Origin of the sequence: Diplocloster hominis, from assembly GCF_032380655.1 — a bacterium.
Lineage (GTDB): Bacteria > Bacillota > Clostridia > Lachnospirales > Lachnospiraceae > Diplocloster > Diplocloster hominis.
In genome coordinates, this window is the sequence record NZ_JAWDIY010000004.1 from 170,215 (window position 1) to 197,067 (window position 26,853).

Here is a 26,853-nt window from a genome sequence, read left to right on the forward strand (position 1 = left end):
CATGCACATTCCTGTTTTTACTGACAGCGAAACGTATTAGAATCCTTCATGGCCCTGCTGCTGCATAAAGTCTACATACTGCTTCTGCCAGGTACTTAATACTTCCTCACTGGATTTCGTTCCGGCGATCATTTCATTATAGTAGTTCCACAGATCAGGCCATACGGTGCTGCACTCCGCCATCTGGTCGTTAATCTGATAGACATAATTCCCGCTGTTAATGTAGGTGTCAACCAGGTTCTGTACACAAGGTACCACATCTCCTCCGTCCACATCCGTGTAGGCCGGGAAGCCGGGCTGGGTTTTATAGTAGAGATCCTGATATTTCGGGTCGGACCAGATATTCAGGAATTCTTTTACTTTATCTACCTGTTTTCCTGCCTTGGGAACGAACAATCCCTGTACATAAGCGCCGGTCGCCATCTTATCCACATCGTTGTAGGGGATAATGAAGGACCCCAGTTCACAGTCCGGATACTTTCCATAGATATCAGCCGCAAATCCTTCCGTACTCAGATACATGGCCGCTTTACCGGTTGCGATCTTTTCTGCAGCGGTGTCATAAGTGGCTGATAAATAATCCTCATTTGTATATCCATTTTCAAATAAAGCTTGATAGTTATCCAGTACCAGTTTGAATTCCGGCACATCCGTCCATGAGATCTCATTGTTCAGCAGCTTCTGGAAGGTCTCCCCGCCTGCAGCGTCCAGGGCTACCGGATATCCGCATGTCATAAAGATCTGGGTTGTCCAGGAATCCTTATTTGTCATATATAATGGAATGACATCGCTGCTTTTCTCTTTTAACGTATCTAGGATCCCCAGGAATTCCTCGTAGGTCTTGGGTTTCGGATCGGTGATACCGGCGGCTGTCAGGACCTCTTTGTTATAATAGACGGCCATGTAGCCCGATGAGGATTCCTTCGGCAGACCGTAGATCTTGCCGTCGTTATAATCTTTGATCAGGTCCGGATTTGCCAGCCTGGACACCCAGGACTCACCGCTTAAATCCTCACAGAATTCAGCTGCGCCGATTTCTTCGTTGTTGGTCGGCAGATTGTATTCAAATACATCCGGCACCTCAGAGGTGGATAATTTTACTTTCAGCAGCGAATAGTACTCATTGTCCGGAACTACCTGGAAATCTATCTCGATTCCGTGATCTTTCTTGATCTCTGCCGCCATGGTCCGGTATTCTTCTTTGAATTTTCCCTGACAGGTCAGAAATGAGATCTTGGTTCCCGCAGCGCTGTCCGCACCGGTATCCGCCGCTTCACTGCCGCTGCCAGCACCCGCCTCTTTGCTGTCCTCCTGTGCCGGTTCTTTGTTTGCCGGCTCCTCCTGTTTTTTTTCCCCACATCCGATCAGTGATAAGGCAGCGATCGCAGCCAGTCCCAATGCTGTTAATTTTTTCAACTTCATTTTTTGTATCCTCCTTTCGATTTATCCTCATTATAATCATCCTGCTTTTCTGAAAACATGTAATATTCTAAACAAAACCCTGTAAAAAAGTGAAATCACATTGTCAAATATGTCACTTCCTGTATAATATAGGTAATTAATTTATTCAAATTGCACAGAACAGATCTGTAAAACACCTGATGAAATCACAATTTACGAGGAAAGGGAACCATCCATGAAACACCTTCGCTTCCGCAAAAAACTGTTTATTTATTATTCTCTTGTGATGATAATCTTTATCATAATCGTCATCTTTTTATTTACCACTTATGCGTATCAGAACCTGGTCAACAGCTCCACGGATTCCCTGGAAGAGCTGTCCTACAAAACAGCCAAGGAATTCGAGAGTTTATTATCCGACATGGATCAGATCGCGCTGTATGTGTCTACGAATCCCCAGGTCCGTGACAGTTTCCGCAAAGCGCGGTTCAGCGGTTATACCGCGCCTCAGGTAGAAAACGAGATCGGAGCCACTCTCACCTCTTTTTTAGTTCCGAACAAGACCTCCAAGTTCCGGATCAACCTGTTTAACGAGGACCGTGTATTTGTCTCCATCGGTACCCCCTTTGACCGTAAGGTGATAAACCAGTGGATCTCATCGTTAAACTACGCGGGCTGGTATCAATCGCTGCCGATCGTACACAATGAGCGCTCCATCAGCAATCTATATGATGATTACCTGACGGAAGAGGCGGCGCCTTCCCTGTCAGTCTACCGGGAGATCACTGATCCGAACAATATCCACCGCGTCCTGGGAATCGTAGAGATTCAATGCGCTTATTCGGAATTCCAGGAAATCCTGAAGATGAAGAATCCGAATTATGCAAGCTACGCCCTGAACCCGGACAGGGAGCAGATCTATCCGCTGGGAGACAATTACCCGCTTACGGAGGAAATGGAACAACATCGAAGCACCGGAACGGATACCTCTGTCATGAGCGGCCTGTATGAAGACGGCCTGTATGCCTCCTATTATTCCGACTACAGCGGTGTACTGATCACGGTCACTCAGTCCATGTCCAGCCTGACGGATTTTCTGAAGCCGGTGATCCTGACAATACTGGCCGTGGCCGCTGTCATGCTGATCATCAGCCTGGGACTGATCTTTCTGATCGCCAAGAAAACAACCGAGCCGCTGCTCTCGCTGACCCAGGCCGTGAACAGCGTATCCATGTCCAATCTGTCCCTCCAGGTATCCACCAAAGATAATAACGATGAATTCGTACATTTGAATGAGGCATTTCACAAAATGTTCCACCGGTTGGAGGATTCCATGCAGAGCATCGTGGAATTAAAATCCCACGAAATGCGCGCTCATATGATCGCGCTTCAGGCCCAGATGGACCCGCATTTTCTGTATAATATGCTGACTATTATCAAAACCATCAGCTGGGAACTGCCCGAGAATTCCATCGGGAATATCTGTGATTATCTGGCCAACATGCTCCGGTATAATTCAACCTACAAAGAGGATTACGTGCTGCTGGAAAAAGAAGTCCGGCACACCGAAGATTATCTGAAGCTGATGAAAATACGGTATGAGGACATGTTCGATTATGAAATTGAGATTGCTCCGGACCTGCTTCCCCTCTCGATCATGATCCCGAAGCTGTGCCTGCAGCCGCTGGCGGAGAACTGTTTCCAGCACGGATTCAAGCAGTCTCCCCCGCCCTGGAAGATCGAAATTAAATGCTGGCTCAATGAGGGAAAATGGTATTTGAGTGTCCTTGACAACGGAATCGGCATCCGTCCCGAAGAAATCGATGAGATCAGCCAAAAGGTGGAGGTGTTTCTGAAAAATCCGGCCGCGAACCTGTCGGAACTTCACCTGGGAGGGATGGGAATGGTCAACACCATTGTCCGCCTGAAATTACTTTATAAAGATAACATTGCCTGTGAAATCACCCGTCCTGAGTCTGGCGGAACCTGTATCCTGATAGGAGGTACCTGTGATGCTGAATATATTATTAGTGGAAGATGAACCCCCGATCCTGCGGGGAATCAAAAATGCGATCAACCGGAATACCGATCTGTTCGCCGTTACTTCCTGTGCGTATAACGGCCAGCAAGCCATGGAATATCTGGAAAATCACGCGCAGGAGGTCCACCTGGTGATCACCGATATCCAGATGCCGCTTGTCAACGGCCTGGATCTGATTCGGCATATTAAGACCAACTACCCTCATATTCCCTGTGTCATCCTGACCGGCTTCAGCGATTTCCATTATGCGCAGGAGGCGATCCGGCTGGGCGCCTTTGATTATCTGTTAAAACCTATCGACATTCCCGCCCTGCTGGATGTCTTAAAGAGGGTCTACCAGCAAAAAGGCGGTGACAGGATCCGTTATGAGCTGAAGAATTCCGCTTCGGCATCCGAAACGCCGGCGGACTCCGTAAGCCAGAAACATATCGTATCTTCCGTCTGCCTGGGAGCCTTTCCTATTATGTCAACCAGTTTCGCCTATCCGCCCTCCAGCCTCTGGCAGAAAATCCATCTGGAAGAAATCCTGCAGGAACTGCTGCCGCCGGAGGACTCCTATTGGCTCATAGACGAGAAGAGCGATGTGGTTCTAAATATAATCTATGATTTTAAGGATAAAACAGATTATGATATCCGGCAGTTCCAGAACCGCCTCTATACGTCGCTAACGTCCCATGGTGTTCCCGTGACACTGGTCTGGATTGAAGAAAAACAGAGCATACGTACCATTGGGAAATCCATACGGGAAATGCATCAGTTCTTAAGCACACAGGTCATCATCGGGAAATCCAGACTGCTGATCTGGCAGGAGAATCCTCCCGCACCATCTAAGGAACTGTGTCAGGCATTGGATCAAATGACCGCTTCCCTGGCGGAATTATTTGAGCAGTCACACATCACGTCATTCCGGAATAAGCTTCAAGAGCTGCTCCGATATATGGAAAAACACAACTGCCCACAGCATTTGGTCATCAAATACCTATATCTGCTGGCGGATACCTGTTATTCCAAAACCAGGCAGGCAAACGGCTTCCACCGGTACGCGGATGTACTGAATGATGCGGTTATGCTGTCGTCTGATTACTCCATGCTGCTGGAAAATGTGCTGTCCCTGTTCATGGATCTGTTTCCAAATGAGCAGGATTCGCAGCCTTCCGGCGGAGGCCGGGAACAGTTCGTCCTGATGGTGGATCATTATATCCGGACTAATTTCAACCAGCCGCTTACCACCCAGCTGCTGGCGGATCTGTTTAATTTTACCCCTGCTTATCTGAGCAAAATCTACCGGGAATTCAAGAACATGACCCCTTATGAATATATCACGTCTCTGCGTATCCAGAAAGCGGAAAATCTATTCCGCACGGAGCCCAATCTAAAGATCAAAGATGTCTCTGCGCTGGTCGGGTATGAGGATTCGTTTTATTTCAGTAAGGTGTTCAAAAAAGCCACCGGCCTGTCACCAAAACAGTATATTCAGAAATATGTTGGGGGAGAATCTGATGAGGACGTCTGATCACCGGGGAAACTCGATCAGGCATTGTGGAGAATGGAAATACAGAGTATAATCATGTTTATTGAGGAAGATTATTGATAAAGACAGGGGGGATGACAATTGAACCGGATTTTGATCGTGGAAGATGATCTGGAGATCAATCAGCTCCTGACAGATTTTCTAACGGAAAATGGTTATAAAACCCATTGTCTGTATGACGGGCTCCATGTACTAGAATATATGCGGGACACTCCGGTAGATTTGGTCCTGCTTGACCTTATGCTCCCGTATCGGAGCGGCGACAACGTTCTCGCCGGGATACGAGAGTGGTCAGCCGTTCCGGTCATTATTCTCTCCGCCAGAGAGACTACCCGCAGCAAGATCGATCTGCTGCGGCTGGGAGCCGATGACTATATAACGAAACCTTTCGACATGGAAGAGGTGCTTGCCCGGATCGAAAGCAACCTGCGGCGGGTTCATTATCAGGCCGAGCCTTTGAATCGCCTTACCTATAAAGATCTGCTGTTAGATGTCGGCAAAAACACAGCGTACCTTCAGGAGCAGGAACTGATCCTGACAGCCAAAGAATTTGCCATTCTGGAATTGCTGATGAAATATCCGGATAAAATCTTTTCCAAAGCAAATCTGTATCAGAGTGTATGGAAGGCTGAATATTACTGCGAGGACAATACGCTGAATGTACATATCAGCAATCTGCGCAATAAAATAAAAGAGATCTGCCCGGATGAAGAATATATCGATACGGTCTGGGGGATTGGTTACCGCATGCACAAGGCTAAGGGCTGAAGCCCTTAGTTTTCTTTTTTATTTAAACTGTATTTAATCCTTTCTTTATGGTTTTCCTGACGGATTTAAGAAATTCTTTAAGCTTACTGCTTAAACTTACGGATAGAAGGAGGATGATCCTATGAGCTCTGTTATCTTAGAAACACAGGCGTTAACAAAGACCTACAAACAGAACGTTGCCCTGGATCACATAGATCTGAGCATTGAGAGGGGAAACATATATGGTTTTATCGGCCAGAACGGCGCCGGCAAGACCACTCTTCTCAGGCTCGTGACCGGACTTGCGTTCCCCGACAGCGGCACCTTATCCCTATGGGGAAAATCAAACGTCTCCCAATTGCAGGAACAGCGGAAGCGGATCGGCTGTATGATCGAAACCCCAGCCCTGTTTCCGGGCCTGACTGCCAGACAGAATCTGGAAGTGCAGCGCATCCAGCGCGGGATACCGGATAAGACCATTCTGGAACAATGTCTGAATCTGGTGGGATTAAAGGAAACCGGCCAAAAGAGGGTCCGGAACTTTTCGCTGGGAATGCGGCAGCGGCTGGGCATTGCCTCTGCGCTTTTGCATATGCCGGAGTTTTTAATCCTGGACGAACCGATTAACGGCCTGGACCCTGCCGGTATCGTTAAGATCCGGAAGCTCCTGAAAACCTTAAACAAAGAATACGGCATGACCATACTGGTATCCAGCCATATACTGGAAGAACTCTATCAGACCGCATCTGAGTTTATTCTGATTGACAAAGGGAAAATTATCGAAGAAATATCTGACCGTGAACTGAATGAACGCTGCAGACGTCATATCGCCATACGGACAAAAGATGTGGAAAAAGCGCTGCTGGTACTGGAAGACCGGTTGAACACCGACCGTCTGCAGCTCATGCCGGATGGGACGATCCGTCTGTATGACTGCCTGGATGAGATGGAAAAGGTGGCAGCGGTCCTGTCAGACGCGCACCTGCTTGTCACCGGCCTGACATTGTCCGGCGATACCCTGGAGGACTATTTTCTGAGTAAAGTAGGTGGAAAAGTACATGACTGATCTATTGAAAGCAGAATTTTACAAACTATCGCGCAGCCGGAGCTTTTGGGGAATGGCCCTGTTTTCACTTATACTGAGCAGTATTCTGCTGCTGGACAGTAAACCGCTGGTCTTCGGCCTGTTTCATGCATCCCTCTATAATACCCCTCTGCTCTATTTCCTGGCCATTGTCTTTGCGGCGCTCTTCGTGGGCGAAGATTTCTCAGAACGGACCCTGCACGGCTTTGTCAGTGCAGGTCACAAACGAAGTACCGTGCTGTTGGCGAAAACCATCATATACCAGGCTTCCTGTGCATTCCTGCTGGTTCTCCCGCTGCTTGTACACGGCCTGGCCGGTTTGATCGGAAATGGGGGTCCCCGCTTTTCGTCCGGCATTCTGGCCGAAGGCGCGGTTATCCTTTCCTCGGTTTTTGCCATGTGTATGCTGCCTGTGTTCTGTGCTTTTATTTTCCAGGATGTCGCCAGAACCTTAGCAGTGCCTATGGCGGTCTACTTCCTGATGATTATCGCATTGAACAGTGGGCATTCGAAAGCCTTCGCCGCTGTTTTACCGATGGGGCAGCTCCGTCTGCTGGCAATGCGGGAGCCTATGATATCAAAAACGGCGTTTTTCTGTGTGGATGCCTTATGGATCGTTCTCTTATATACCGGTGCATACGTCAGTTTCCGCCGCTGTGATCTGAAATAAAGGAGGGACCCATATGAACAACTTACTCAAAATGGAACGGTACCAGCTGCTGCGCAATCGGGCCTACTGGTTTGGTATGCTGGGTGTATTTTTGATTGGCTTTTTGACCGCGGAAACTTATGTTCCGGAGGTGATGGGGCCTTCGGGCGGCGCAGCCACATCCCTCACCGATATTTTTATCGGGATGGTCTATGACTCTACCTTTCTGCTCATTTTCATCTCCAGTTTGATTGCACTGATTTTTGGTCAGGAATTTTCCTGCCGGACTCTGAGCCAGGAGGTTTGCGCAGGACATTCCCGCAGGCAGATTTTTATCAGTAAGATCGTTTCCTATCTGGCTGCATTTAACCTCATGGCGCTTGTCTATCCGGTTTCCGGCTGTATCCGTGAATTCGTAAGATTCGGGATTGCCGGTTCAGGTCTGTTCCTATACAATGTTAGCAAAGCGGTCCTTTATTCTTTTCTGCTGAACAGCGCGGTTTTTCTGATCCCCATACTTTTCTGCTGCTGTTTTCAGAATGCGGCAAAAGCTGTGGCGGTTACAGCTGTTGTCACTTTTGTGCTCAGCCTGTATTTGGGTTATGGATTGATGTTAAAGCTCCCGGTTTCCTTTTTACCTACTTTTCAAATCCGGGAAGCCATAAGCATGCCCGGTTTTCTTACCGTTCCCGCTTTCCTTGTAGCCGCCGTCTGGACAGCGGCACTGTTAAGCCTGTCCTGGGGGTTGTTTTGTAAATGTGATTTGAAATGATTGGGAAGGAAGGTGACCGGTATCGGCACATTTATAATCGTTGTTCTTTCTTTGCTGCTGCTGACTCTCTTGTTCAGGCATCTCATGCTGAAAAAACAAATCCGTCATCTGAACAGACAGCTATGTGATCTGGCCGGGGGCGTTTCGGATAAAATGCTGGATATTTCCCTGATGGACCGGGACTTAGAGAAACTGGCAGGCACATTAAACCGGTACCATACCCGGCAGCGCCATACGGTAGCCCGGGCCCTGCGCCATGAAGAACACCTGAAGGAATCGGTTGCCAATATTTCCCACGATCTGCGCACTCCGCTGACGGTCATTCTCGGGCACCTGCAGCTGCTGCATAAGTCCGGCTTGACACCAGAGCAAAATAACCGGGTGGAGACGCTCCTGCGTAAGGCGGAGCGGATGAAGGAATTCATCGGCGCTTTTTATGACCTTTCCGTACTGGATTCCGAGCAGACCATCCCCCGTAAGGAACGAATCAACCTTTCCAATCTGCTGATCGATCTGCTCACGGAAAATGCCCCCGCCATGGAGAGCAGGGGCATCCGTCCCGATCTGATACTGCCGGATCACTCCGTTTTTATTATTTCTGACCGCGATATGACAGAGCGGATTTTTCAAAACCTTCTGACAAATGCGATACGGTATTCCGCCGGCTATATAAGAATCCGTCTTTCCCAGGCTGAAAAGGGACGGATTCTTTTCTGCATTGAAAATTCGGTACCGGATGATATGGATCTGGATACGACGAGAATGTTTGAGCGATTCTATACAGGAGACACCTCCAGGCACAGCGGCGGCAGCGGGTTAGGACTTGCCGTTGTCAAATTATTGACGGAGAAGCTGGATGGCCGGATATCGGCGGAGGTGACGGCAGGGGTGCTGAGCATCCGCTTGATACTTTAAAGCACAACGTGTTGATCAGTCCCATACCTCCGATACCGGTCTGCAATTACCATAATCGCAAAATTAGGTGAGAAAATACCTGTCAACCTCAGCGCCAGCGGGAAATCCTGTTTTCCTTACTGCCGCAGGCCAAACAAAAGGCGCTCATCCCGGCAGTCACAAAATCACTGAAAAAGAGCACGGCAAAGACTGTCTGTGAGATTGATCCTCTGCCGGAAAAAATACGTGCCACCCGGGACCGGAGCTATGGTACAGACATCGAATGTTATGCCACCGGGATCGGCTGTATCGCCGTCCCGCTTTTTTATTATACCAGTAATCCGGTTGCCGCATTGAATCTACAGGTCCCATAGACCGCTATACCGACCCACAGTGCCCGCTTACTGCTGTCTAATCTGATCACCGCATGTCAAAAGATCTCATCCGCGCTGGGTTATTTGGCCATAATAGTCAATGCATGATCAGAATCTCTCAGGACAGTGTGTTGAACGCCATATTTTTATTTCCCTGCCTATGGTCAATCAATATGAAAATCTTTCTCCTTGACCGCCTGCGATGGTGTGTATAGAGGCGCTTGCCGAGCTTTATACTCATACATGCGCCTGTCTGCCAGATCCAATAATTCCGAAATGCCGGCTGCCTCATCCGGGAATCGGGCCATACCCACGGCAACCCCAAGGAAATCCATGTTGTCGATTCTGTCCGGCATCATCTTTCGGATTCTGCGATCCATCCCGGCCCGTTCGGCGATGCAGATAAACTCATCCCCCGACAGGCGGTAACAGGTTCCGTCCTTTCCGACGCAGTCTTTTAATGCACAGCTGAAGTGGTATAAATAACGGTCCCCGGCAGAATGGCCAAACCGGTCATTGATGGATTTAAAATGATTCAGATCCATGAAGATCAGGTAGAAAGGCTTTCTTTCCCCGAGAAGCTGATCCAGATGAATTCTCAGAGCCAGGCGGTTGCCCAGTTCCGTCAGACGGTCCATTCGAACCTGCTCATCCAATTCTTTCATATCGTCATTCGCTTTCAGATAAGACATACATAATCGGTAGGCAAGTGCGATAAAGTAGATCAGAAAAAGATACACCAACAGTTTACTCCCCATGGTAGAATCGGTCACCATGGTTTTGTTGAACGCAATGATTAAGATGAAACTGACAATGGTATACCGGATCAGAATATTTTTCTGTGTTCGGTTTGCTTTGCGGAAATTCGGTATCATATGGTTTTTGGAAAATTTAAGAAAAAACGGCAGCGTAATTGCGTATAAAACAGTCTGAACCAGAAGTACCATGATGTTAAAATCCAGCTTATCAATAAACAGATAGCTTGTCCGGACCGCTAATGCAAATCCTCCCAAACCGTAGGAAAAGGCATAAAACGCAATGATAATCCTGATCTTTTTGTCCCCGCCGTAATTTACAAGTGCGGGAATAAAATAGAGCGCCCCAAGCACCATAAAACGGCCGCTGCCGTCGCCATAGCCAGGCAGTTTCACCGCGCCCACACACATAAATAGCATCAGGGGAATCGTGATAGCCGCATACAGTCCCACCGAAGCGGCAAAGCAGTGTTTCTTGGCCGAAAGAACCCATATCACGATAAATTCTACCGCTATAATCTCCAGTACCGTCAATATATTAAAAAATAATCCCATATCCATTCCATTTGATTCCTCCACGCTTTTATTACGGCATCGCGGTATCATTATGCTGCCGATACCGTGCTGATGCTGAAAAGTCTATCTCAGTATAGCAAAATAAACTATAAGATACAAGCGCGTAGGACCTTTGCTGCGCGAAGGTACTTACATAATACATTTTATCATAATTCTTCTGTACGATTCGATTTTTCAAATCCAGGAAAACCCTGAGGCGCGCCGCGGCCTGTGGAGAACATCATAACCTGGGCTTCTCGGCATCCTCTCCCCATTCCGAGGGTGTCTTTCCTGTCACTGCCCGGAATATTTTACTGAAATAAAACTGATCCTTATATCCCACCATAGCCGCCACATCTTTCACAAGCATGCTTTTATCGGTTTCCAGAAGCTCCCTTGCCCTGGCAACACGCAGGCCCGTCAGATATTCATTAAAAGTCTGATTTTCATATTTTCTGAACAATCTGCTTAGATAAGACTGCGATACGGCGAATTTTTTACAGATCGACTGCAGTGTCACCTCTTCACTCATATGAAGCTTCAGATCCTTCTTTACAGTATACAGGAACTCCGGTGTATCGATTTTATAATTTTTATCATGGAAAATATAGTTCTGAAATATAAACTTCAGGCTTTCCATCAATTCATCCAGAGTCGTGGCATAGTAAAAAGCATCTTCCAAAGAATATTCCATACTATTATTCTTTCCATTCTCCCCTCCTTTTTGCAAATGAAAAATGATCTGTCTTACGATTTCCTCCAGGAATAGCTGCGGACATTTCTCTTCCCCGCATTTTTGTATGAACTGATCGATAGTCTGCTGGATTTTTCTGTCATTTCCTTCCTCCGCATAGTGATCCAGCATGTTGAAAAAATTCTGTTTTCCGACTTTTTCCCAACTCCACTCCCGTTTCTCGTCCTCCAGCCGGATGCACTGAGTCACCCCGACCACCGACTGATTGTCCAGTGCATAATATAATTTTTGTATCGTCTCCTGCAGCTTGGCAGTGTTAAACAGATTCGTGGACAAAACTTCCGTCACATAATCCCCATTTATAATCATCTTCTCCATATTTCTTTTCATCAATAAATAAAATTCTCCGGGGGATAATAAATCAGCCGGACATATATACAAAGCCTCCATCTCATCCCGGCCGTAAGCAAACATCATTTCTCCAACACCGCTGAACACTTCTATACCGGTCCCTTTACCGAATCTTCTCAGCAGACCGTTCCTGCGCATCAATGCCAGGTAATACCGGTCTTCCTCGAAATACTTGTGCAGACTCACACGGTCAATGCTGACTCCCTTTGAGATATCCCGGATTAGTTGATTTTTCTTTTGGCTCTGTCTTTCTTTCAGGCACAAAGTGATTTTCTCCATCACTTCCGCAATCGCCTGTGGAGTCACCGGTTTCAATATATAATCAACCGCACCTGATACCAGCGCCCCCCTGGCATATTCAAAATCCTGATATCCGCTGATCACCACTGCATACAGATCAGGCAGAATATCTTTCGCATTCTGTATCAGCTCTATTCCGTTTTTCAGGGGCATTTTCACGTCGGTGATTAATACGTCCGGCCGGTGTTCGGCTATCTTTTGAAGCCCTTCTCTTCCATTTTCCGCTGTGGCAACCACTTCATATTCCGGACATCTGTTTTTTATTATGTAACACATCTGCTGTAAAGCCGTCGGCTCATCGTCCGCTACCAATATCCGAAACATAGAATCCCCCCTCTTTCATCCTGCTTCCAATGATTACTTTTGTTCCAACCGCTGAACTGGATATCCGGAACACGGTATCCTCGCCGTAGGTCAGCAGCAGACGCGCATACGTGTTGATCAGTCCCATACCTCCGATACCGGTCTGCATATTCTTGTCCTGTTTCAGCAGCTTCTCCCTGATTGCCTCCATGTCCTGTTTTAATTTATCCAAAACCGGCTGTTCAAAACCGGTACCGTTATCCTCTATAGCGATATACCAGAATTCCCCCTCACACCAGCCGCGAACCGACAGCTCCATCCCCCCTACCGCATCCCGGAAACCGTGTATGACGGAATTCTCCGCAATCTGCTGCAGGGATACCTTTGGTATTTTCTGGTCCAGAATTTTTCCGTCTATCTTAATGGTATAATTTAATTTATAATCATATCTGGACTTCATCAGATAAAAATATGTTTCCAGATACTCGCTTTCTTCCCTGACCGTCGCTGATTTTGTCCTGGTATCGGTGGAATACCGAAGCATCGATGCCAGACTTCTGCATATCTCACAGATCGTTTCATCATTATCCATCACACCCCTGCCGGATATGACATTTAACACATTATAGATAAAATGCGGATTCACCTGGGCCTGCAGCAGGTCATACTGGGCTTCCAGCTGCAGCAGGGACAGTTTCTGCTCTTTTTGAATCATCTCGTTCAGACGTACCAGCATCTGCTGGTAGGACGCGCCCAGAGCGATGATCTCATCGTTGCTGCCGCCGATCTGTATTTTATCATTTAGGTTGGAGAGGTTCGTCTGCTCCATCTGAGCCTTCAGATCCCGGATCGGCCTGGTCAGAAATCGGGAGGCAAAAAAATTGAAAAACAGGGAAATCAATAAAAACACACCGATAACCGTAATCGTAATCGGCAGGATATAGGCATATTCCGATGCCATGATTTTCTCAGATTCGGATAGGATGATCGTGACACCATACTCTTCGGAAGTGTGAACCACAACTGCCTCTTTTTCCCCCGTGACCGGATTCGTGATCTCCTTTATCCCTTCATTGGTATCAACCGCGGTCTGACGTAAGAAATCATTACAGGTATCCGGATAGGTCGAATAAAGCACCTCTTCCCCCTCTTTAAAGACAATTACGTTCATGCCTGCCTTGGGCAGTGCAAAAATACTGGCTAACTTCTCCTCCAAAAGCTCCACTTCAATGAATCCCATGGACATGCCCTGTATCTCTTTCACAAGAGAGAATACCCTCTCCTGGCATCGCAGTCCCCACTCATCCGTATGCAGGCCGACCAGCATTGGTTTCCCATATCTGTTCTTCACCTGCGCAAGCCACGTAATCTCCCGGGGATCGAAATTCTTATCAATCACCATGGGGGCGTAATCATTGCTGGCTATTACATCCCCCGCTTCATTGAAAATGATGATCCGGTAGAAATTGTTCATTATATAGTAATTGACCAGTTTACTGTTAATGGTGTCCAGTGCTTCCCGCCGGATGGCCATATCGTTATCGACTACCGCAAGACTCAAAAGTCCGTCCAGAACATCCATATCCGATAACAGATATTCCATCATAAATTCCATTGACTGTATTTCGTCATTGAACTGTCTGGCCATCTGTTTGACACTGATCTCCATGTTGTGATATTCCGTTTTCTTATATTGTTTCACACTATACGCATGATAACTGGCCCCCAATATGAGAGCCAGTAAGATAGCCAGTATGGAATACATCAGAACCATTTTTGTCTGAAAACGCAAGATTCGTCACCCTTTCACTGAGCCGGCCACCATTCCGTCTACAATCTGCCTGTTAAAAAAGACAAAGAGCAGCAGCATTGGTAAGGTTATAATCACCACATCCGCAAATAGCAGATTGTAAGAATTGGCATATTGCCCCATGAAATTAAACAAGGTCAGCTGTACCGTCGAATTCTTTGTTCCGGGCAGGAAATACAAGGGGTTTGTGAAGTCATTAAATACATTTACCGCATTGATCAGGGTTACGGTCGCCGTAACTGGTTTCAGCAATGGAAAAATAATCTTTTGAAATAATTGGAGCCTGCTGCAGCCGTCTATATAGCCCGCCTCCTCCAGTTCCACCGGGATCGTACCGATGTAGCTTCTGTATAAGATAACGGTAAATGGTATCTGCAGCGCGGTTTCCACCATGATAAGCCCAAACAGCGTTTTGTAAATATGCAGTCCCTGAAGTACCCAGATCGTGGGGAGAATCGCCGGCGGAACCATGAGCCCGGACAAAATTATCATGTTCAGTACGTTCATCTTCTTGTCTCTTCTGCGCTGCAGGATATAGCCGCACATAGAACATACCAGAATCAGAATCAACACCGTTCCCACAGTAATCAGGATGGAGTTTTTAAATGCCCGGAGCAGTACATAATTTCCCGTCTTAAAAACTTCCAAATAATTTTCCAGATGGAATTCTGCCGGCAGGGTGATTCTCAGCAGGTTCGCCTCTTTTTTATCTTTCAGAGAATTCACGATCATGAAGAGGAACGGTACCACAAAGATCAGAATTCCGAATATCACCCCGAAAATATCGCCAAGCCAAACTGCCAGGTTTCGTTTTTTCTTTTTCATATCAGGTATCCGCCTCCTTACTCAGCAAGAATTTCTGAAGAGGAAACGCGATTACCGCGATTAACAGAAACATAATAACATTTCCTGCCGTGGATAGTCCATAAAAACCTGCCGCATACTGTTTATAGATAATGGATGACAATACGTCCGTGGCAAATCCCGGCCCGCCCCCTGTCATAGACCATATCAGATCGAAGGTTCTCATACCGCTTACAAACGCCAGGATAATAATGGAGTTCGTCGACGGTCTCACCAGAGGGATCGTAATATGCCTGAATTTCTGAAACCCCGTCGCCCCATCGATCGCCGCCGCTTCATAATAAGTTTTATCGATCGCCTGGATTCCTGCGATATGGATGACCGTGGAGATACTGACTCCTTTCCACACGTCCGTCATGATTACCGAGTACAGCGCCAGTTTGACATTACCCAGCCAGTCCACGCCGGGTAAGCCAATACCTTCCAATACCAGGTTGAACAATCCTTTCGTCGGATGCATCAGCGCGCAAAATGTGATGCCCACCGCGATCGTACTGATCAGATTCGGGAAGAAAACCAGGGACCTCAGGAAATTCTTCGTCCGGATGGCGCTTGTGAGAAAAACAGCCAGCACCAGAGACAGCACTACTTTCAGCCCACAGGTCAATACGGCGTAAATCAGGGTGTTTTTCACTCCGATATTCAATGATTTTTCCGTAAAGAACATGATAAAGTTATCTAATCCCACAAAGCGGAAATCCGTAAAATTCCAAACGGTTAAACTGAAGAATAAGGACAGCAGCATCGGAAGGATAAAAAACACACCGAAAATGACCAGGGCAGGCGCTGCATACCAGGTTGTATAAATTTTCTTTTTATTCATGCTTTCCTCCAGCAGTGCGTTTTCTCGCACCTTTAGGTATGGGTGAACTTCCTTTGTTCAGCCTTCCTCCGGATGTGTTTTTCTCACCGGATTAATTCTCCCAGTCCAGTCCCAGCTGAACAGCCTGTTTATAGCAGTCCTGGTCATAGGCCTTCGCCGCTTCCTCTCCCGTCGTCTGACCGGAACCGCATTCCTGGCAGAGAGCCGGGCAGTTCGCGCCTTTTACTGCGGTCAGGAATTCCAGGGCAACCTGGGTCTTACCGCTCTCAAAATAGGTTTCCATATCCTTTACCGCCGCATAAGCAGTATCCGGTACTTCATAACCTTTGATGCAGTAGGGGCCGTCCGGTAAAGCCTTGGAGGTGTAGGCATCTAAGGCCTCATCTGATATGTAAAATTCCATAAAACGTTTAATATCTTCCTCTTTGCCCGTATTTTTGTTGCCGTACAGGTTATTGATGGGCATCCATGCTGTCAGGCCATGGTCATCAGGATCATCTCCGGGTACGCCGAATGCTCCGATATTATTTACTTCATCTCCATACAACTCATAGATATTCGATAGTGCTTGTGTCAAAATGACCCAATGAGCTACATTCCCGCTGATCATCTGCTCAAAGCCATCTTCATGAGTAGCCGCCAGGTAATCTTCGTTATAGTACGGTGTTGTCTGAGCCAGTTTATTCCAGCTCTCAAGCGCTGCCGGGGTTGTGGCGTATTTCGCTGTTCCGGCCTCAAATTCCTTGGCAAAATCAGGTTCTTTCGCTAATACGTTATAGTTATCTCCTAAGAATAAGATCTGAGAGGTCCAGCTATCGGCGAAGGTCCCCAGCAGGGCAGTATAACCCGCTTCCTTTATCGTGTCACAATTGGCGATAAAATCATCCCAGGTATGTGGAATCTCAAGACCCAGTTTTTCATATAAAGGTTTATAATACAGGACACAGCCCGCCTGGGTAGATGACATCGGTACTCCATATACCGCATCCCCCACCTGTACAGAATTCCGGTAGGTGTCATCTAACCGCTCCTGCCATTCTTCCCCGGAAATATCGATAAAATATTCAGATGGGTTCAGGGCAAACAATAAAGAGCCTGAATTGTAAACACAAATATCAGCCATATCGCCGGATGCCAGTCTCGTTTTTACGATATTATCTCCTTCCGCTCCTCCGGGCCTGGTCTCCATTTCCACGGTAATCCCCAGTTTTTCCTTGGCCAGATTACAGACTTCCTGCAGACCGGCCATTGGGGCATCCGTAGCGATCAGCATCGTGAGGGTGGCTTCTTTGTATTCCCATTCTCCATCCGGCGCCGGTGTCTGGTCCTGCGTGCCGGGTTCAGCTTCCTGTGCCGCGTTCTGTTCCGTTTTCTGGTCTGGCTGTTGCCCTTCCTTTTCCGCCTCTTCTGCTTTACCTGCGCATCCCATAAGCATCACCGCGCTCATGATTCCCGCCATAATTAACGCTAACCATTTCTTCCTTCTCATTCCTAACATCCTCCCTGATTTTTTATTATATATGTAATTCTGTAACGACCTGATCCCACATGGCCTGTCATCTCAGAACCGTCCCCGTTAAATTCCACTCCATCGTCACAGAGAATCTTTGCTGCATCTGCCAGAACAATCGCTGCGGTAGTATTGGCCGGAATCTCCGTCTGCAGGGTCACCTGATTCCCACTGCGCTCCCATTGCACCTCCACCTTACCATACATCGTGCTGATGCCTGACCGGACATAGGTGAGACCGCCGCCTATATGCGGCTGTATCACCGTATGTTTATAGCCGGGTCTGTGTTCATCCAACTGAATGCCGGCTGCAACTGTGTACAGCCATTCCCCGATCGCCCCATACGCATAGTGGTTAAAGGAATTCATATCCGGACTCCACATGGTTCCATCCGGACGAATCCCATCCCAATGTTCCCATATGGTAGTTGCCCCCCGTTTCACCTGATACAGCCAGGACGGGAAATCATCTTTCAGCAGCAATTCATAGGCTTCTTTTGTATGACCGTTCTGACTGAGTGCGTGCGTAAAATACGGAGTGCCTACAAATCCGGTTACCAGATGCCCATCTTCTTTTTTTAATGCATCCAGCAGATGCTCCACCGTCTTTTCCCGGAACTTATCCGGAACCAGTCCAAAATACAGCGATATAATATAAGCGGTTTGGGTATGTATCTTCAGATTGCCTTCCCTGTCGAAGAATTTCTCAACAAACTCTTTTTGCAGAGACCTTTCCAACCGGGTATATTCCTCCCTATCCTCCTGTTTTCCAAGAACAGCGGCAGTCTTTGCCAGAAGCCGGGTGGAATAGATATAGTACACAGCACAGACAAACTCAGCCGGCGTAGCCCCAAAGTAACTCCCCTCCTCGGCATCCAGGGCCACCCAGTCCGCCAGCTGCAGCCGGTATTCCCATATCACGCCCTGGGAATGGCTGCGCATAAACTCTACCCATCCCTTCATGCTGTCATACTGGGTCTTCAGTACGTCTTCATCTGCATAAGCAAGATACAGGCTCCACGGGACAATGACAGCCGCGTCCGCCCAGGCGGTTCCGGAATGAGTCCCCATGTTCATCAGCCAGTTATCAATCGGACGTCCGTCGGTTGGAAATATATTGGGCACCACATGGGGTACTCCGCCTTCTGCCGTCTGATCCGCCGCCAGATCCTTCAGCCATTTCCGGTAAAAAGAATCGGCATTCATCAGAAAACACGCCGTGGGGCAGAAGATCTGTGCATCACCGGTCCAGCCCAGCCGTTCATCTCTTTGCGGACAGTCTGTGGGGACATCCAGGAAATTCCCTTTCATGCTCCACTCAATATTGTGCTGCAGCTGGTTCAGATCGGGATTCGAGCATACAAAGCTGCCGGTTTTCTCCATATCGGAATACAGCACACAGGCCGTAAAATCTTCCAATTCCGGTTTCCCGGGATATTCCGCGATTCTGGCATACTGGAATCCCTGGAATACAAAATAAGGTTCATACACCGCCATAGCGTCATCCCTGCAGTAGTATGTAAGTGTAGCCTTAGCGCCTCTTAGATTATCTATGTACATATTCCCCTGCTGGTCCAGAATCTCAAAACAATTTAGTTCCGCTTTGGCCCCCTCATACCCCTGGACACGGAACTTGATAAATCCGGTCAGATTTTGGCCGAAATCAAGTATGGTATCCCCGTTTGGCGCCTTGAAGATCCGCTTCGCCGGTATTTCTTCCATCACTTTGACCGTACAGCCGGACTGTGCTTCCACAACTTTTGCGGTCAGCGGCACCGTATCGACCGGGGTCCAGGAAGAGGCATCCGACGTATCCACGCACCAATCCGGGATTTCCCGTCTGGCGTCATAGGTCTCTCCGTCATAAATCTCCGAGAAGATAACCGGGGCGTCCGCGCCCTGCCAGGTGCTATCGCTTGAGATCAGCTGCCTGCTGCCGTCCCTGTACTTCAGAATGATACAGCAGGAAAAAGCGGTTCTGGTCCCATAGAGATTACGTTCCTTTAAAAATCCTACGGTTCCCTTATACCAGCCCGGGCCCAGTATCGCTCCCGCCGTATTCTCTCCCGGATGCAGCTCGTCCGTTATATCATACATTTGGTAGCATAATCTGTCCCGGTAGGATGTCCATCCCGGAGTCATATAATCATTTCCGATTCTGTGCCCATTACAGTAAAATTGATAAACTCCCAGGGCTGTGGCACAGACGTAGGCTTCCTGCAGTTCTTTTGATATGGAAAAATTTCCTCTGACATAAGTCCCTTTTGAATCTTTCCCATTTTCATCCACCGTTACAAAATCCGCATCCCACTTTCCCGCATTTCCCAGAGCCGTAACAAACCAACCAGACTCCCACGGTGAAGTCTCTTCGTAATTGTCCGTGACCCGGACCTGAAAGAAATATTTTGTGCACGATTCCGGTTCAAATCCATTGGGCTTTACATGTACCGATTGATCGGATTCCACTTCTTGGCTGTCATAGACCGTCTGTTCAAAATCGGCATCCAATGCAAGGACAAGGCGGTAAGATTTCTGAACCACATTTCTTCTCTCGCTGCTCAGTACCCAGGTAAATTCCGGAATCTTGTCGACTCCGACAGGTGTTTTCTGGTTATCCACTCTGAGCTTTCTTAATTTTAACATGTATGTCGACCTCCTTTCTATGACTTATCTTAATCGAATGTCTGTAGTTTTGACATGGAATAATTTGCTATAACACACTTACAAAGCAATACAAAAAACGTGCGCCGCCGGGCGCACTGCCAGAAAGAGACGCGGATTCGTTATTAAACGAAACCGCGTCTCTTTCTATTACATCTGATCATTCAATCGGCCAACAGCAAGCGGAAGATTACTCGCCAAAGCTGGCCCCGAATTATCCCTTACTTTCATTCCAAGGTTCAGTATAGCCAGGGCTGTAAGGCCGCCCGCCGTGACCGTTATTTACAGATGCACCTGCTGCCGGCTCACTCACGTCTGTTCCCAGTAGGCGCCATACGACCGTTCCAGTCTCCTGTTCCGGCAGAATTCATTATAGCTCCAGTTAAGCCCGGCCGCCCTCAGGTTCTCGATTTGTTTCCTGTTCTGTATGGGAAATGCCAGGGGAACCCGGGACTGATAACCAGGCAGTTTCTCACTCAGTCCTTCCTGTACGCCGGGCGTCAGATCCTGTGCTTCGATGCGCACCCCCTTCGCTATGACCATAAAGTCAATGATATGCTGCAGCATCCGCTGCGTCACCGGGGAATATTCCTGCTGTTCCTGAAGCGGACACATTTCCTCCGTGTTACGCACCAGTTCGCACTCTCCGGAAAAAGGATAGTAAACAAACCTATAATCCCGGTCCACTGCGATCTTCGCACTGTCGCAGAACTCACTGTAGATCACCTCTCTGCGCATCCCGGGTTCCCGGTACTGTACCGCTATATCTCTGGAATATCCAAAAGGCCTCTCATCTCCCATATAGGCCAGGATAGTAGCACCGATATCCATATTCCCGGTCAGCGTTTCACAGACCTTCCCCTGAGGCAGTTCCGGGTGATGTGCCACGATCAGCGGGATATCCAATTGCGCCCCGTACAGAAACGGCCCCTTCTGGCGCATCCCGTAGTCCCCGCACAGGTCACCGTGATCCGCCGAGAACAGGATCAGTGTATCATCATACAGCCCTCTCTCCTCCAGATGGCGGATCAGCCTCCCCACCTGAAAATCAATCTCTTCCACCAGGCAGCCATACTTTTTCCGGTAGTCCCGGTGGTCCTCCTCCGTAAACTGGCCGTCCAGCCGGTATTTCCGGTAACGGGCCACCTCACAGGGCGGATCATAATGAAGGTGAAGATTGGCCGTTGGCTGTTCTCTGTCTTCGTACGCTTGCGGATAAGGGTCCAGGGGTGTATGCGGCCCCTGGAAGGAAATCCAGGCAAAAAAGGGAGTATCGTTATCCTCCATGAATTCCATCGCCCGGTCCGCTATCCAGTTTTCATAATACAGTTGCCGTCCGAACGGGAAACAGCCGTCTTTTTCCGGAAATACATCCAGGTTAGCAAACTCCACCGCCTGCGCTGTCCCATCCATAGCTTTTATTTTTTCTTTCAGCCATACCAGATAATCCTCCTGCTCCCCCAGTCGGTTTTCTTCCATCTGATATGCCGTCTGGAATCCTTTGGTATCTCTGGCTGGATAATGATGCAGCTTTCCAAAGCATCCCGTCCGGTATCCCAGGGCGTTTACCCTGTCCGGGAGACACTCGATTCCCTCACGAAACGGAACGTCGTTGGTCCACACCTGATGGTCGCTGACATACCTGCCGGTCATCATAGAAGCCCTGGCCGGGGCACACACCGGAGAAGCGGTCACGGCGCTCGTAAACATCACCCCCTCCTTTGCCAGCCGGTCAATATTGGGGGTGTACGTGTCTTTTGCACCATAGCAGGATAAATGGTCCAGCCGCAGCTGATCGCACAGGATCACCGCCACATTTTTCTTCTTCATTACAATCTCCATTTCCGCAGCCTGATCTGGCTGCACAAATTTTCTCCGTTACTCTACTGAGCTGTCTTCCTCACACAAAACATCCTTCTCTATCACTCGATCTCGATCTTCAATACCACCGGCAGCTTTAATGTCTTAAGCCCGGTTGTGACTTCCAGCCAATCCCCGCGATATTCAAACAACGGACTGCATTCCTGCCCCAGTACCTGGATATTTCTTATAGCACTGACCAGATAACCGGCCCCGCGTCCCAGAGAATGGATCCTGACGATGCCGTCCACCGGCCATCTCATCACGATCGCATATATGTAGTTGGCTTTTGCGGTAAACCGTATATCTTCCGGCGTAAATAAGGGCGCCTGCTGGTCCTGGAAATGGCCTTCCTTCATCTGCGTCGGTCCTTCCCCGTAGGTCTTCCAGTAGGTTGTCCCGTAGACCGCCTCGCCGTTTATCGCAAGCCAGGCGCCGATATCCATCAGAATCTTCCGTTCCTCTGCTGCGATCGTGCCGTCGGCCTTGGGTCCTATATTCAGCAGCAGCGCGCCATTCTTACTGACCACGTCGATCAGGTCCCACAGGATTTCTTCAGCGGGTTTGTAAATATTGTCCTTTGTATAGCACCAGGAATTCCGCGCCGTAGAAGTATCGCTCTGCCAGAAATCCGGTGAAATGCCGCCGAGCTTCCCCCGTTCCACATCCTTTACCGCACTTTTGTGCACATAGCTGTCGAATTTTGCGGCGATGGCAGTCTGAAGGCCCCATTCATAACTTCTGTTATAATAATAGGCTGCGAACTTTCTAAGATAAGGTTTGAAGGCGCTCACCTGGATCCACCAGTCAAAATACAGCAGAGCGGGCTGATAGCGGTCCACCATCTCACAGGTCCGTAACAGCCAGTCTTCCAGGAAAGCTTCATCCGGCGGGTTATCATACAGGCTGTCCTGATCCCTGGTGATACCGGCCGCCGGACCGTACAGCTCCTGATACTCCGGATCACACACATCCGTGTCCCCGTGAAGCCTCCCATGGTTGAAAAACCACCAATGTTCCGCCCGGTGGGACGATACGCCGAACATCATTCCCCGTTTTCCGGCCTGCTCTTTTAATTCTTCCAGTATATCCCTTTTCGGCCCCATCTGAACCGCATTCCAGCGGGACAGTCCGCTGTCGTACATCTGGAATCCATCGTGGTGTTCTCCCACCGGAACAATAAATCGGGCCCCAGCAACCTGGAACAGCTCTCCCCACTCGTCCGCCTGAAAATTCTCAGCCCGGAACTCAGGAATAAAATCCTTATATCCAAATTGGTTTAATGCACCATATTTTTTCACATGGTATCTGTTTTCCCTGGAATTCTCCTTATACATATGCCGCGGGTACCACTCGCTGCCAAATTCGGGCACACTATACACGCCCCAATGGATAAAGATACCGAATTTCGCCTTCTGGTACCAGTCCGGTGCCGGGTGCTCACACAAAGATTCCCAGGAATCCCTGTACGGCCCCTGTGCGATCACTTTCTCGATTTGACGCAGATAACCTTTTCTGTCCATATTCTCTCCCTCCTATCCTTTCACGGCTCCCGCCGTCATACCTCCCACGATATATTTCTGCAGGCACAAAAACAAAATCAAAATGGGCAGAATCGTGAGTGTCAGCGCCGCGAACACGTAATTCCAGTCCCTGGCATACATGCCGAAGAAATTATAGATCGTGAGGGGGACGGTCCATTTGGCGGAGGAATTCACAAAGAACAGCGGTAGCATAAAATCATTCCACACGCTGATGGCCGTGATCACCACATTGGTCATCATGATCGGTTTCAGGATGGGCAGCAGTACCCGGAAAATCAGATTTCGGATGCTGCATCCATCGATGATGGCCGCTTCGTCGATTTCCTGGGGAACCCCCTTCACAAATCCGGAGAACGTCATGATCGTAAACGGCATCCTCATCCCCACATAGATACAGATAATGGCCATTCTGGTCCCGTAGATATGAAGCACCTTCAGCAACGCGAAGGTACTGGCCGTCTGCATGGTCATAGTCAGTCCCAGCAGGAAAAAATAATACAGGGAACGGGAACAACGGTCATTTCTTCTTCCTATGACGATGCCGGCCAGTGCGCCCGCCAGAATCGTAAGCAGAGTGGCTGTAACGGTTATTAGGATACTGTTTTTATAACCGCCCAGGATATTTCCCACCTCCAGCACGTGAACATAGTTTTCCCAATGGAACTGCTCCGGCCAGCTTAAATCAAAAAGGATCGCCTGGCTGTTATCTTTTACGGAACCCAAGAGCATCATAGCCACCGGCACCAGATACAGGCAAGCCAGTCCCGCAAGGAACACATATTTGATACTACTGTATAGTTTTCTGCGCTTCATTACAGCTCGACCTCCCTTCTTCGAAGTATTCTGTTAAGTATAAATGAGATGACCGTCACGATCATCATCAGCACAACCGCTGAGGCACTGGATTCTCCCAAAAGACCCAGGCCAAAGGCACGATAGGTAAAAGTACTTAATACCTGTGTGTCAAATCCAGGGCCCCCGTTGGTCAGCACATAGATCAGGTCGAATACTTTGAGGCTTCCGGTGATATTCAGAGTAATAATCACGGTAAAGGACGGCACCAGCAGCGGTAGAGTGATGTGGCGGAACTGATTCAGGCGGCTGATTCCCTCTGTCTCAGCAGCCTCGTAGTAATCCCTGGGGATGGCCTGGAGGCCGGATATAAAGATAAACATATTGAATCCCGACCACATCCAACCCTCAATCAGGATCACGGAGCCCATAGCCGTTCCGTAGGAAGCCAGCCAGTCCTGGGCCATAGGCGACAGATGCAGTACCTGCAGCAGATTGTTCAAAAGACCTTCCCGGGCCAGGATCGAGGTGAAGATAACCCCGATAATCAGCGGGCTTAACACACAGGGCACGTAAAATATGGTTCTCAGTACGCTGTTCAGCCTCGTGGCTTTCAGCAGTCCCAGCGCCAGCAGCAGGCCGAACAAGGTCTTCAGTATGGTGGTTGAGAAAGCAAATAACAAAGTATTGCCGAGGGACCTTATGAAGATCGGGTCCTGAAAAATCGTGGCATAGTTATCTATCCCGCGGAAAACCGGCTGAAACAGCCTATCGATATTCCAGTCCGTGAACGATAGTACCATACTCATCAGAAAGGGTACCACGATGAACAGACCGTAGAAAAAGAGGGCCGGAATGGAAAGCCTGGCCGTATAAAAACTTTTTTTGGTATTACTTTTCCTTCGCATCTATACTATTCCTCCTGTTTTTGGGCGCAAAAAGGGCTGCTGCACAAAGGGGAGCATTCAGCTTCTGACATGGTGCATCCTGAATACCTATTCCTGTGCAGCAGCCCCAACCCGTCCGGGACTGTTAGAATCCCGGCGCCTGTTTTTCCTTCATATATTTATCAACATCACCCTGGAACCGCTCCAGCAGCGCCTGTCCATCCATCTTCCCTTTCGAGGGCGCCTCCAGATAATATACCCACAGGGTACTGCTGAATAAGGGCTGCAGATCGTTGAGGATCGGGTTCATCTCCTCCACCAGCTTCCCGCTGTCCAGATATTCCTGATAGAGCTTGAGCACTTCCTCATTCATCTTCCCGCCGTCCACATCCGGGAATGCCGGGAATCCGGCGTTTTCCTCAAACCAGAGATTGCAGTATTCCGGGGTGGACCACAGATTGAAGATCTCTTTTACCGTATCCAGATTCTTAGAGTCTTTGTATGCGGAAAATCCGATGGAATTATACACTGCCCCCATGACATCATTCTTGTCAAAATCTGCCGGCATATTAAACATCCCGATCTGAGCATCCGGGAAAGTCCCCTCGATCGTACCGACCATCAGGGAGGTTCCGTACAGCATGGCCCCTTCCCCTTTTGACAGCCGCTCCAGACAGCTGTCATAGCTGACGGTCAGATAGTCCTCATTGACATAGCCCTTCGTAAAATTGGACAGGTAGTTATCGATCACCTGTGCGAGCTCCGGGTAATCCGTAAGCTTCGCCTGATTGCTGAGCACTGCATCGGCGAACTCGTAGCTCTTCTCATCGCTGCCGAAAGCGCGGCTGAAGCCTGATGTCATCCAGATCTGCGGTACCCAGGTGTCGGACGGGAGCAGTATCGGGGTAACACCCGCTGCTTTCAGCGTCTCACACATCTGGTCAAATTCCTCCGGTGTCTTGGGAAGATTCGTGATTCCGTTCTCTTCCAACACCTTCTTATTATAGATCATACCCTGTATTCCATTGAAGGACTTGAAGGTAAACGAATAGATTTTCCCGTCGTCATGGGTGGAGATATCCGGATTAACCAGACGTGACGTCCACGCTTCCCCTGTCAAATCCGCCAGGTACTTCGGCGCATCAATCAGGCCGTACAGCTGGGGCACACTGTAATCGATCATATCCGGGCATTCCCCGGATCCCAGTTTCATTTTCAGCAGGTTATCATACTGGTCGTCCGGTACTACCTGCAGATCCACCGTGATATTTTCTTCCTCTTTCAATTTGGTGATCATTTTCCCAAGTCCCGGATAATTTCTGGACTGCATCACCATGGCGGAGACTCTTCTCTCTTCCTTGTCCCCCGCATCCGCTGCCTGATTCTTATCCGCCTGACTCTCTTCTTTTACCGCAGGACTCTCCTCCGCCGTACTGCTGTCCGGCTTGGATGGCTGCGCCGCCTGGCCGCATCCCGCTAACCCTGATACCCCGACCATCACCGTACATAGCAGCGCACATAGCCGGTTCACACTTTTCTTTTTCATTAGTTAAATCCTCCTTTCTTTTATGTGCTCATGTTACCATTTCAAG

Annotated in this window: 21 protein-coding genes; 8 read left to right on the top strand and 13 right to left on the bottom strand. The window is 48.6% G+C overall.

The genetic code is table 11. The features are described from left to right. Positions 1–36 precede the first annotated feature (36 nt). Positions 37–1,422, bottom strand: coding sequence for an ABC transporter substrate-binding protein (locus tag ABC831_RS05535; RefSeq protein ID WP_343247252.1), 1,386 nt, complete (start codon positions 1,420–1,422; stop codon positions 37–39). Positions 1,423–1,687: 265 nt separating this feature from the next. Between ABC831_RS05535 and ABC831_RS05540 the strand changes: the two genes are divergently transcribed. The 8 genes from ABC831_RS05540 (at position 1,688) to ABC831_RS26490 (ending at position 9,493) form a co-directional block, all read left to right on the top strand. Next, positions 1,688–3,442 carry a sensor histidine kinase gene (locus tag ABC831_RS05540; RefSeq protein WP_343247253.1) on the top strand — a complete coding sequence of 585 codons (1,755 nt, stop codon included), beginning with the start codon at positions 1,688–1,690 and terminating at the stop codon, positions 3,440–3,442. Next, positions 3,414–4,955, top strand: coding sequence for a response regulator transcription factor (locus ABC831_RS05545; RefSeq protein WP_343247254.1), 1,542 nt, complete (start codon positions 3,414–3,416; stop codon positions 4,953–4,955). Before ABC831_RS05540 ends, ABC831_RS05545 begins: the two co-directional genes overlap by 29 nt. 99 nt (positions 4,956–5,054) lie before the next feature. Beyond that, on the top strand, positions 5,055–5,741 hold the full coding sequence (locus tag ABC831_RS05550; protein WP_343247255.1) for a response regulator transcription factor: 687 nt from the start codon (positions 5,055–5,057) through the stop codon (positions 5,739–5,741). 121 nt (positions 5,742–5,862) lie between these two features. Further along, positions 5,863–6,786, top strand: coding sequence for an ATP-binding cassette domain-containing protein (locus tag ABC831_RS05555; protein WP_343247256.1), 924 nt, complete (start codon positions 5,863–5,865; stop codon positions 6,784–6,786). After that, positions 6,779–7,474, top strand: a complete 696-nt coding sequence (locus ABC831_RS05560) for an ABC transporter permease (RefSeq protein ID WP_343247257.1) — start codon at positions 6,779–6,781, stop codon at positions 7,472–7,474. Before ABC831_RS05555 ends, ABC831_RS05560 begins: the two co-directional genes overlap by 8 nt. 13 nt (positions 7,475–7,487) lie before the next feature. Further along, positions 7,488–8,225: an ABC transporter permease gene (locus ABC831_RS05565; RefSeq protein ID WP_343247258.1), complete on the top strand. Its 738-nt coding sequence runs from the start codon at positions 7,488–7,490 to the stop codon at positions 8,223–8,225. Further along, complete coding sequence (locus ABC831_RS05570; protein WP_343247259.1) at positions 8,226–9,140, top strand: sensor histidine kinase; 915 nt, start codon at positions 8,226–8,228, stop codon at positions 9,138–9,140. 107 nt (positions 9,141–9,247) lie between these two features. Next, positions 9,248–9,493, top strand: coding sequence for an IclR family transcriptional regulator domain-containing protein (locus tag ABC831_RS26490; protein ID WP_425524568.1), 246 nt, complete (start codon positions 9,248–9,250; stop codon positions 9,491–9,493). A gap of 164 nt (positions 9,494–9,657) precedes the next feature. Here ABC831_RS26490 and ABC831_RS05575 read toward each other — a convergent pair whose 3' ends face one another. The 12 genes from ABC831_RS05575 to ABC831_RS05630 form a co-directional block, all read right to left on the bottom strand. Then, complete coding sequence (locus ABC831_RS05575) at positions 9,658–10,809, bottom strand: GGDEF domain-containing protein (RefSeq protein WP_343247260.1); 1,152 nt, start codon at positions 10,807–10,809, stop codon at positions 9,658–9,660. Between the two features lie 235 nt (positions 10,810–11,044). Then, a complete protein-coding gene (locus tag ABC831_RS05580) occupies positions 11,045–12,532 on the bottom strand; it encodes a response regulator transcription factor (RefSeq protein ID WP_343247261.1) in 1,488 nt (495 codons plus the stop codon). Further along, positions 12,504–14,285, bottom strand: a complete 1,782-nt coding sequence (locus tag ABC831_RS05585; protein ID WP_343247262.1) for a sensor histidine kinase — start codon at positions 14,283–14,285, stop codon at positions 12,504–12,506. The genes ABC831_RS05580 and ABC831_RS05585 overlap by 29 nt, the downstream gene beginning before the upstream one ends. Positions 14,286–14,309: 24 nt before the next feature. Continuing rightward, positions 14,310–15,146 (bottom strand): carbohydrate ABC transporter permease, encoded by an 837-nt coding sequence (locus ABC831_RS05590; protein WP_343247263.1) that lies wholly within the window; start codon positions 15,144–15,146, stop codon positions 14,310–14,312. Position 15,147: 1 nt separating this feature from the next. Beyond that, positions 15,148–16,008: a carbohydrate ABC transporter permease gene (locus ABC831_RS05595; protein WP_343247264.1), complete on the bottom strand. Its 861-nt coding sequence runs from the start codon at positions 16,006–16,008 to the stop codon at positions 15,148–15,150. Positions 16,009–16,099: 91 nt separating this feature from the next. After that, positions 16,100–17,497 carry an ABC transporter substrate-binding protein gene (locus ABC831_RS05600; protein WP_343247265.1) on the bottom strand — a complete coding sequence of 466 codons (1,398 nt, stop codon included), beginning with the start codon at positions 17,495–17,497 and terminating at the stop codon, positions 16,100–16,102. A 2-nt stretch (positions 17,498–17,499) separates the two neighbouring features. Beyond that, positions 17,500–20,160 (bottom strand): family 78 glycoside hydrolase catalytic domain, encoded by a 2,661-nt coding sequence (locus ABC831_RS05605; protein WP_343247266.1) that lies wholly within the window; start codon positions 20,158–20,160, stop codon positions 17,500–17,502. Positions 20,161–20,487: 327 nt separating this feature from the next. After that, complete coding sequence (locus tag ABC831_RS05610) at positions 20,488–22,008, bottom strand: sulfatase family protein (protein WP_343247267.1); 1,521 nt, start codon at positions 22,006–22,008, stop codon at positions 20,488–20,490. A 92-nt stretch (positions 22,009–22,100) separates the two neighbouring features. Further along, positions 22,101–23,561: an alpha-L-fucosidase gene (locus ABC831_RS05615; protein ID WP_343247268.1), complete on the bottom strand. Its 1,461-nt coding sequence runs from the start codon at positions 23,559–23,561 to the stop codon at positions 22,101–22,103. 12 nt (positions 23,562–23,573) lie between these two features. Then, positions 23,574–24,395, bottom strand: coding sequence for a carbohydrate ABC transporter permease (locus tag ABC831_RS05620; protein WP_343247269.1), 822 nt, complete (start codon positions 24,393–24,395; stop codon positions 23,574–23,576). Continuing rightward, positions 24,395–25,282, bottom strand: coding sequence for a carbohydrate ABC transporter permease (locus ABC831_RS05625; RefSeq protein WP_343247270.1), 888 nt, complete (start codon positions 25,280–25,282; stop codon positions 24,395–24,397). Before ABC831_RS05625 ends, ABC831_RS05620 begins: the two co-directional genes overlap by 1 nt. 124 nt (positions 25,283–25,406) lie before the next feature. Next, positions 25,407–26,807: an ABC transporter substrate-binding protein gene (locus ABC831_RS05630; RefSeq protein WP_343247271.1), complete on the bottom strand. Its 1,401-nt coding sequence runs from the start codon at positions 26,805–26,807 to the stop codon at positions 25,407–25,409. Between the last annotated feature and the right edge of the window lie 46 nt (positions 26,808–26,853).

Excerpts from the sequence above, each read along its gene's own strand:
- ABC831_RS05535 (WP_343247252.1), bottom strand. The coding sequence starts at position 1,422 with ATGAAGTTGAAAAAATTAACAGCATTGGGACTGGCTGCGATCGCTGCC.
- ABC831_RS05540 (WP_343247253.1), top strand. The coding sequence starts at position 1,688 with ATGATAATCTTTATCATAATCGTCATCTTTTTATTTACCACTTATGCG.
- ABC831_RS05545 (WP_343247254.1), top strand. The coding sequence starts at position 3,414 with ATGCTGAATATATTATTAGTGGAAGATGAACCCCCGATCCTGCGGGGA.
- ABC831_RS05555 (WP_343247256.1), top strand. The coding sequence starts at position 5,863 with ATGAGCTCTGTTATCTTAGAAACACAGGCGTTAACAAAGACCTACAAA.
- ABC831_RS05560 (WP_343247257.1), top strand. The coding sequence starts at position 6,779 with ATGACTGATCTATTGAAAGCAGAATTTTACAAACTATCGCGCAGCCGG.
- ABC831_RS05565 (WP_343247258.1), top strand. The coding sequence starts at position 7,488 with ATGAACAACTTACTCAAAATGGAACGGTACCAGCTGCTGCGCAATCGG.
- ABC831_RS05575 (WP_343247260.1), bottom strand. The coding sequence starts at position 10,809 with ATGGATATGGGATTATTTTTTAATATATTGACGGTACTGGAGATTATA.
- ABC831_RS05580 (WP_343247261.1), bottom strand. The coding sequence starts at position 12,532 with ATGTTTCGGATATTGGTAGCGGACGATGAGCCGACGGCTTTACAGCAG.
- ABC831_RS05585 (WP_343247262.1), bottom strand. The coding sequence starts at position 14,285 with ATGGTTCTGATGTATTCCATACTGGCTATCTTACTGGCTCTCATATTG.
- ABC831_RS05590 (WP_343247263.1), bottom strand. The coding sequence starts at position 15,146 with ATGAAAAAGAAAAAACGAAACCTGGCAGTTTGGCTTGGCGATATTTTC.
- ABC831_RS05595 (WP_343247264.1), bottom strand. The coding sequence starts at position 16,008 with ATGAATAAAAAGAAAATTTATACAACCTGGTATGCAGCGCCTGCCCTG.
- ABC831_RS05600 (WP_343247265.1), bottom strand. The coding sequence starts at position 17,497 with ATGAGAAGGAAGAAATGGTTAGCGTTAATTATGGCGGGAATCATGAGC.
- ABC831_RS05605 (WP_343247266.1), bottom strand. The coding sequence starts at position 20,160 with ATGTTAAAATTAAGAAAGCTCAGAGTGGATAACCAGAAAACACCTGTC.
- ABC831_RS05610 (WP_343247267.1), bottom strand. The coding sequence starts at position 22,008 with ATGAAGAAGAAAAATGTGGCGGTGATCCTGTGCGATCAGCTGCGGCTG.
- ABC831_RS05615 (WP_343247268.1), bottom strand. The coding sequence starts at position 23,561 with ATGGACAGAAAAGGTTATCTGCGTCAAATCGAGAAAGTGATCGCACAG.
- ABC831_RS05620 (WP_343247269.1), bottom strand. The coding sequence starts at position 24,395 with ATGAAGCGCAGAAAACTATACAGTAGTATCAAATATGTGTTCCTTGCG.
- ABC831_RS05625 (WP_343247270.1), bottom strand. The coding sequence starts at position 25,282 with ATGCGAAGGAAAAGTAATACCAAAAAAAGTTTTTATACGGCCAGGCTT.
- ABC831_RS05630 (WP_343247271.1), bottom strand. The coding sequence starts at position 26,807 with ATGAAAAAGAAAAGTGTGAACCGGCTATGTGCGCTGCTATGTACGGTG.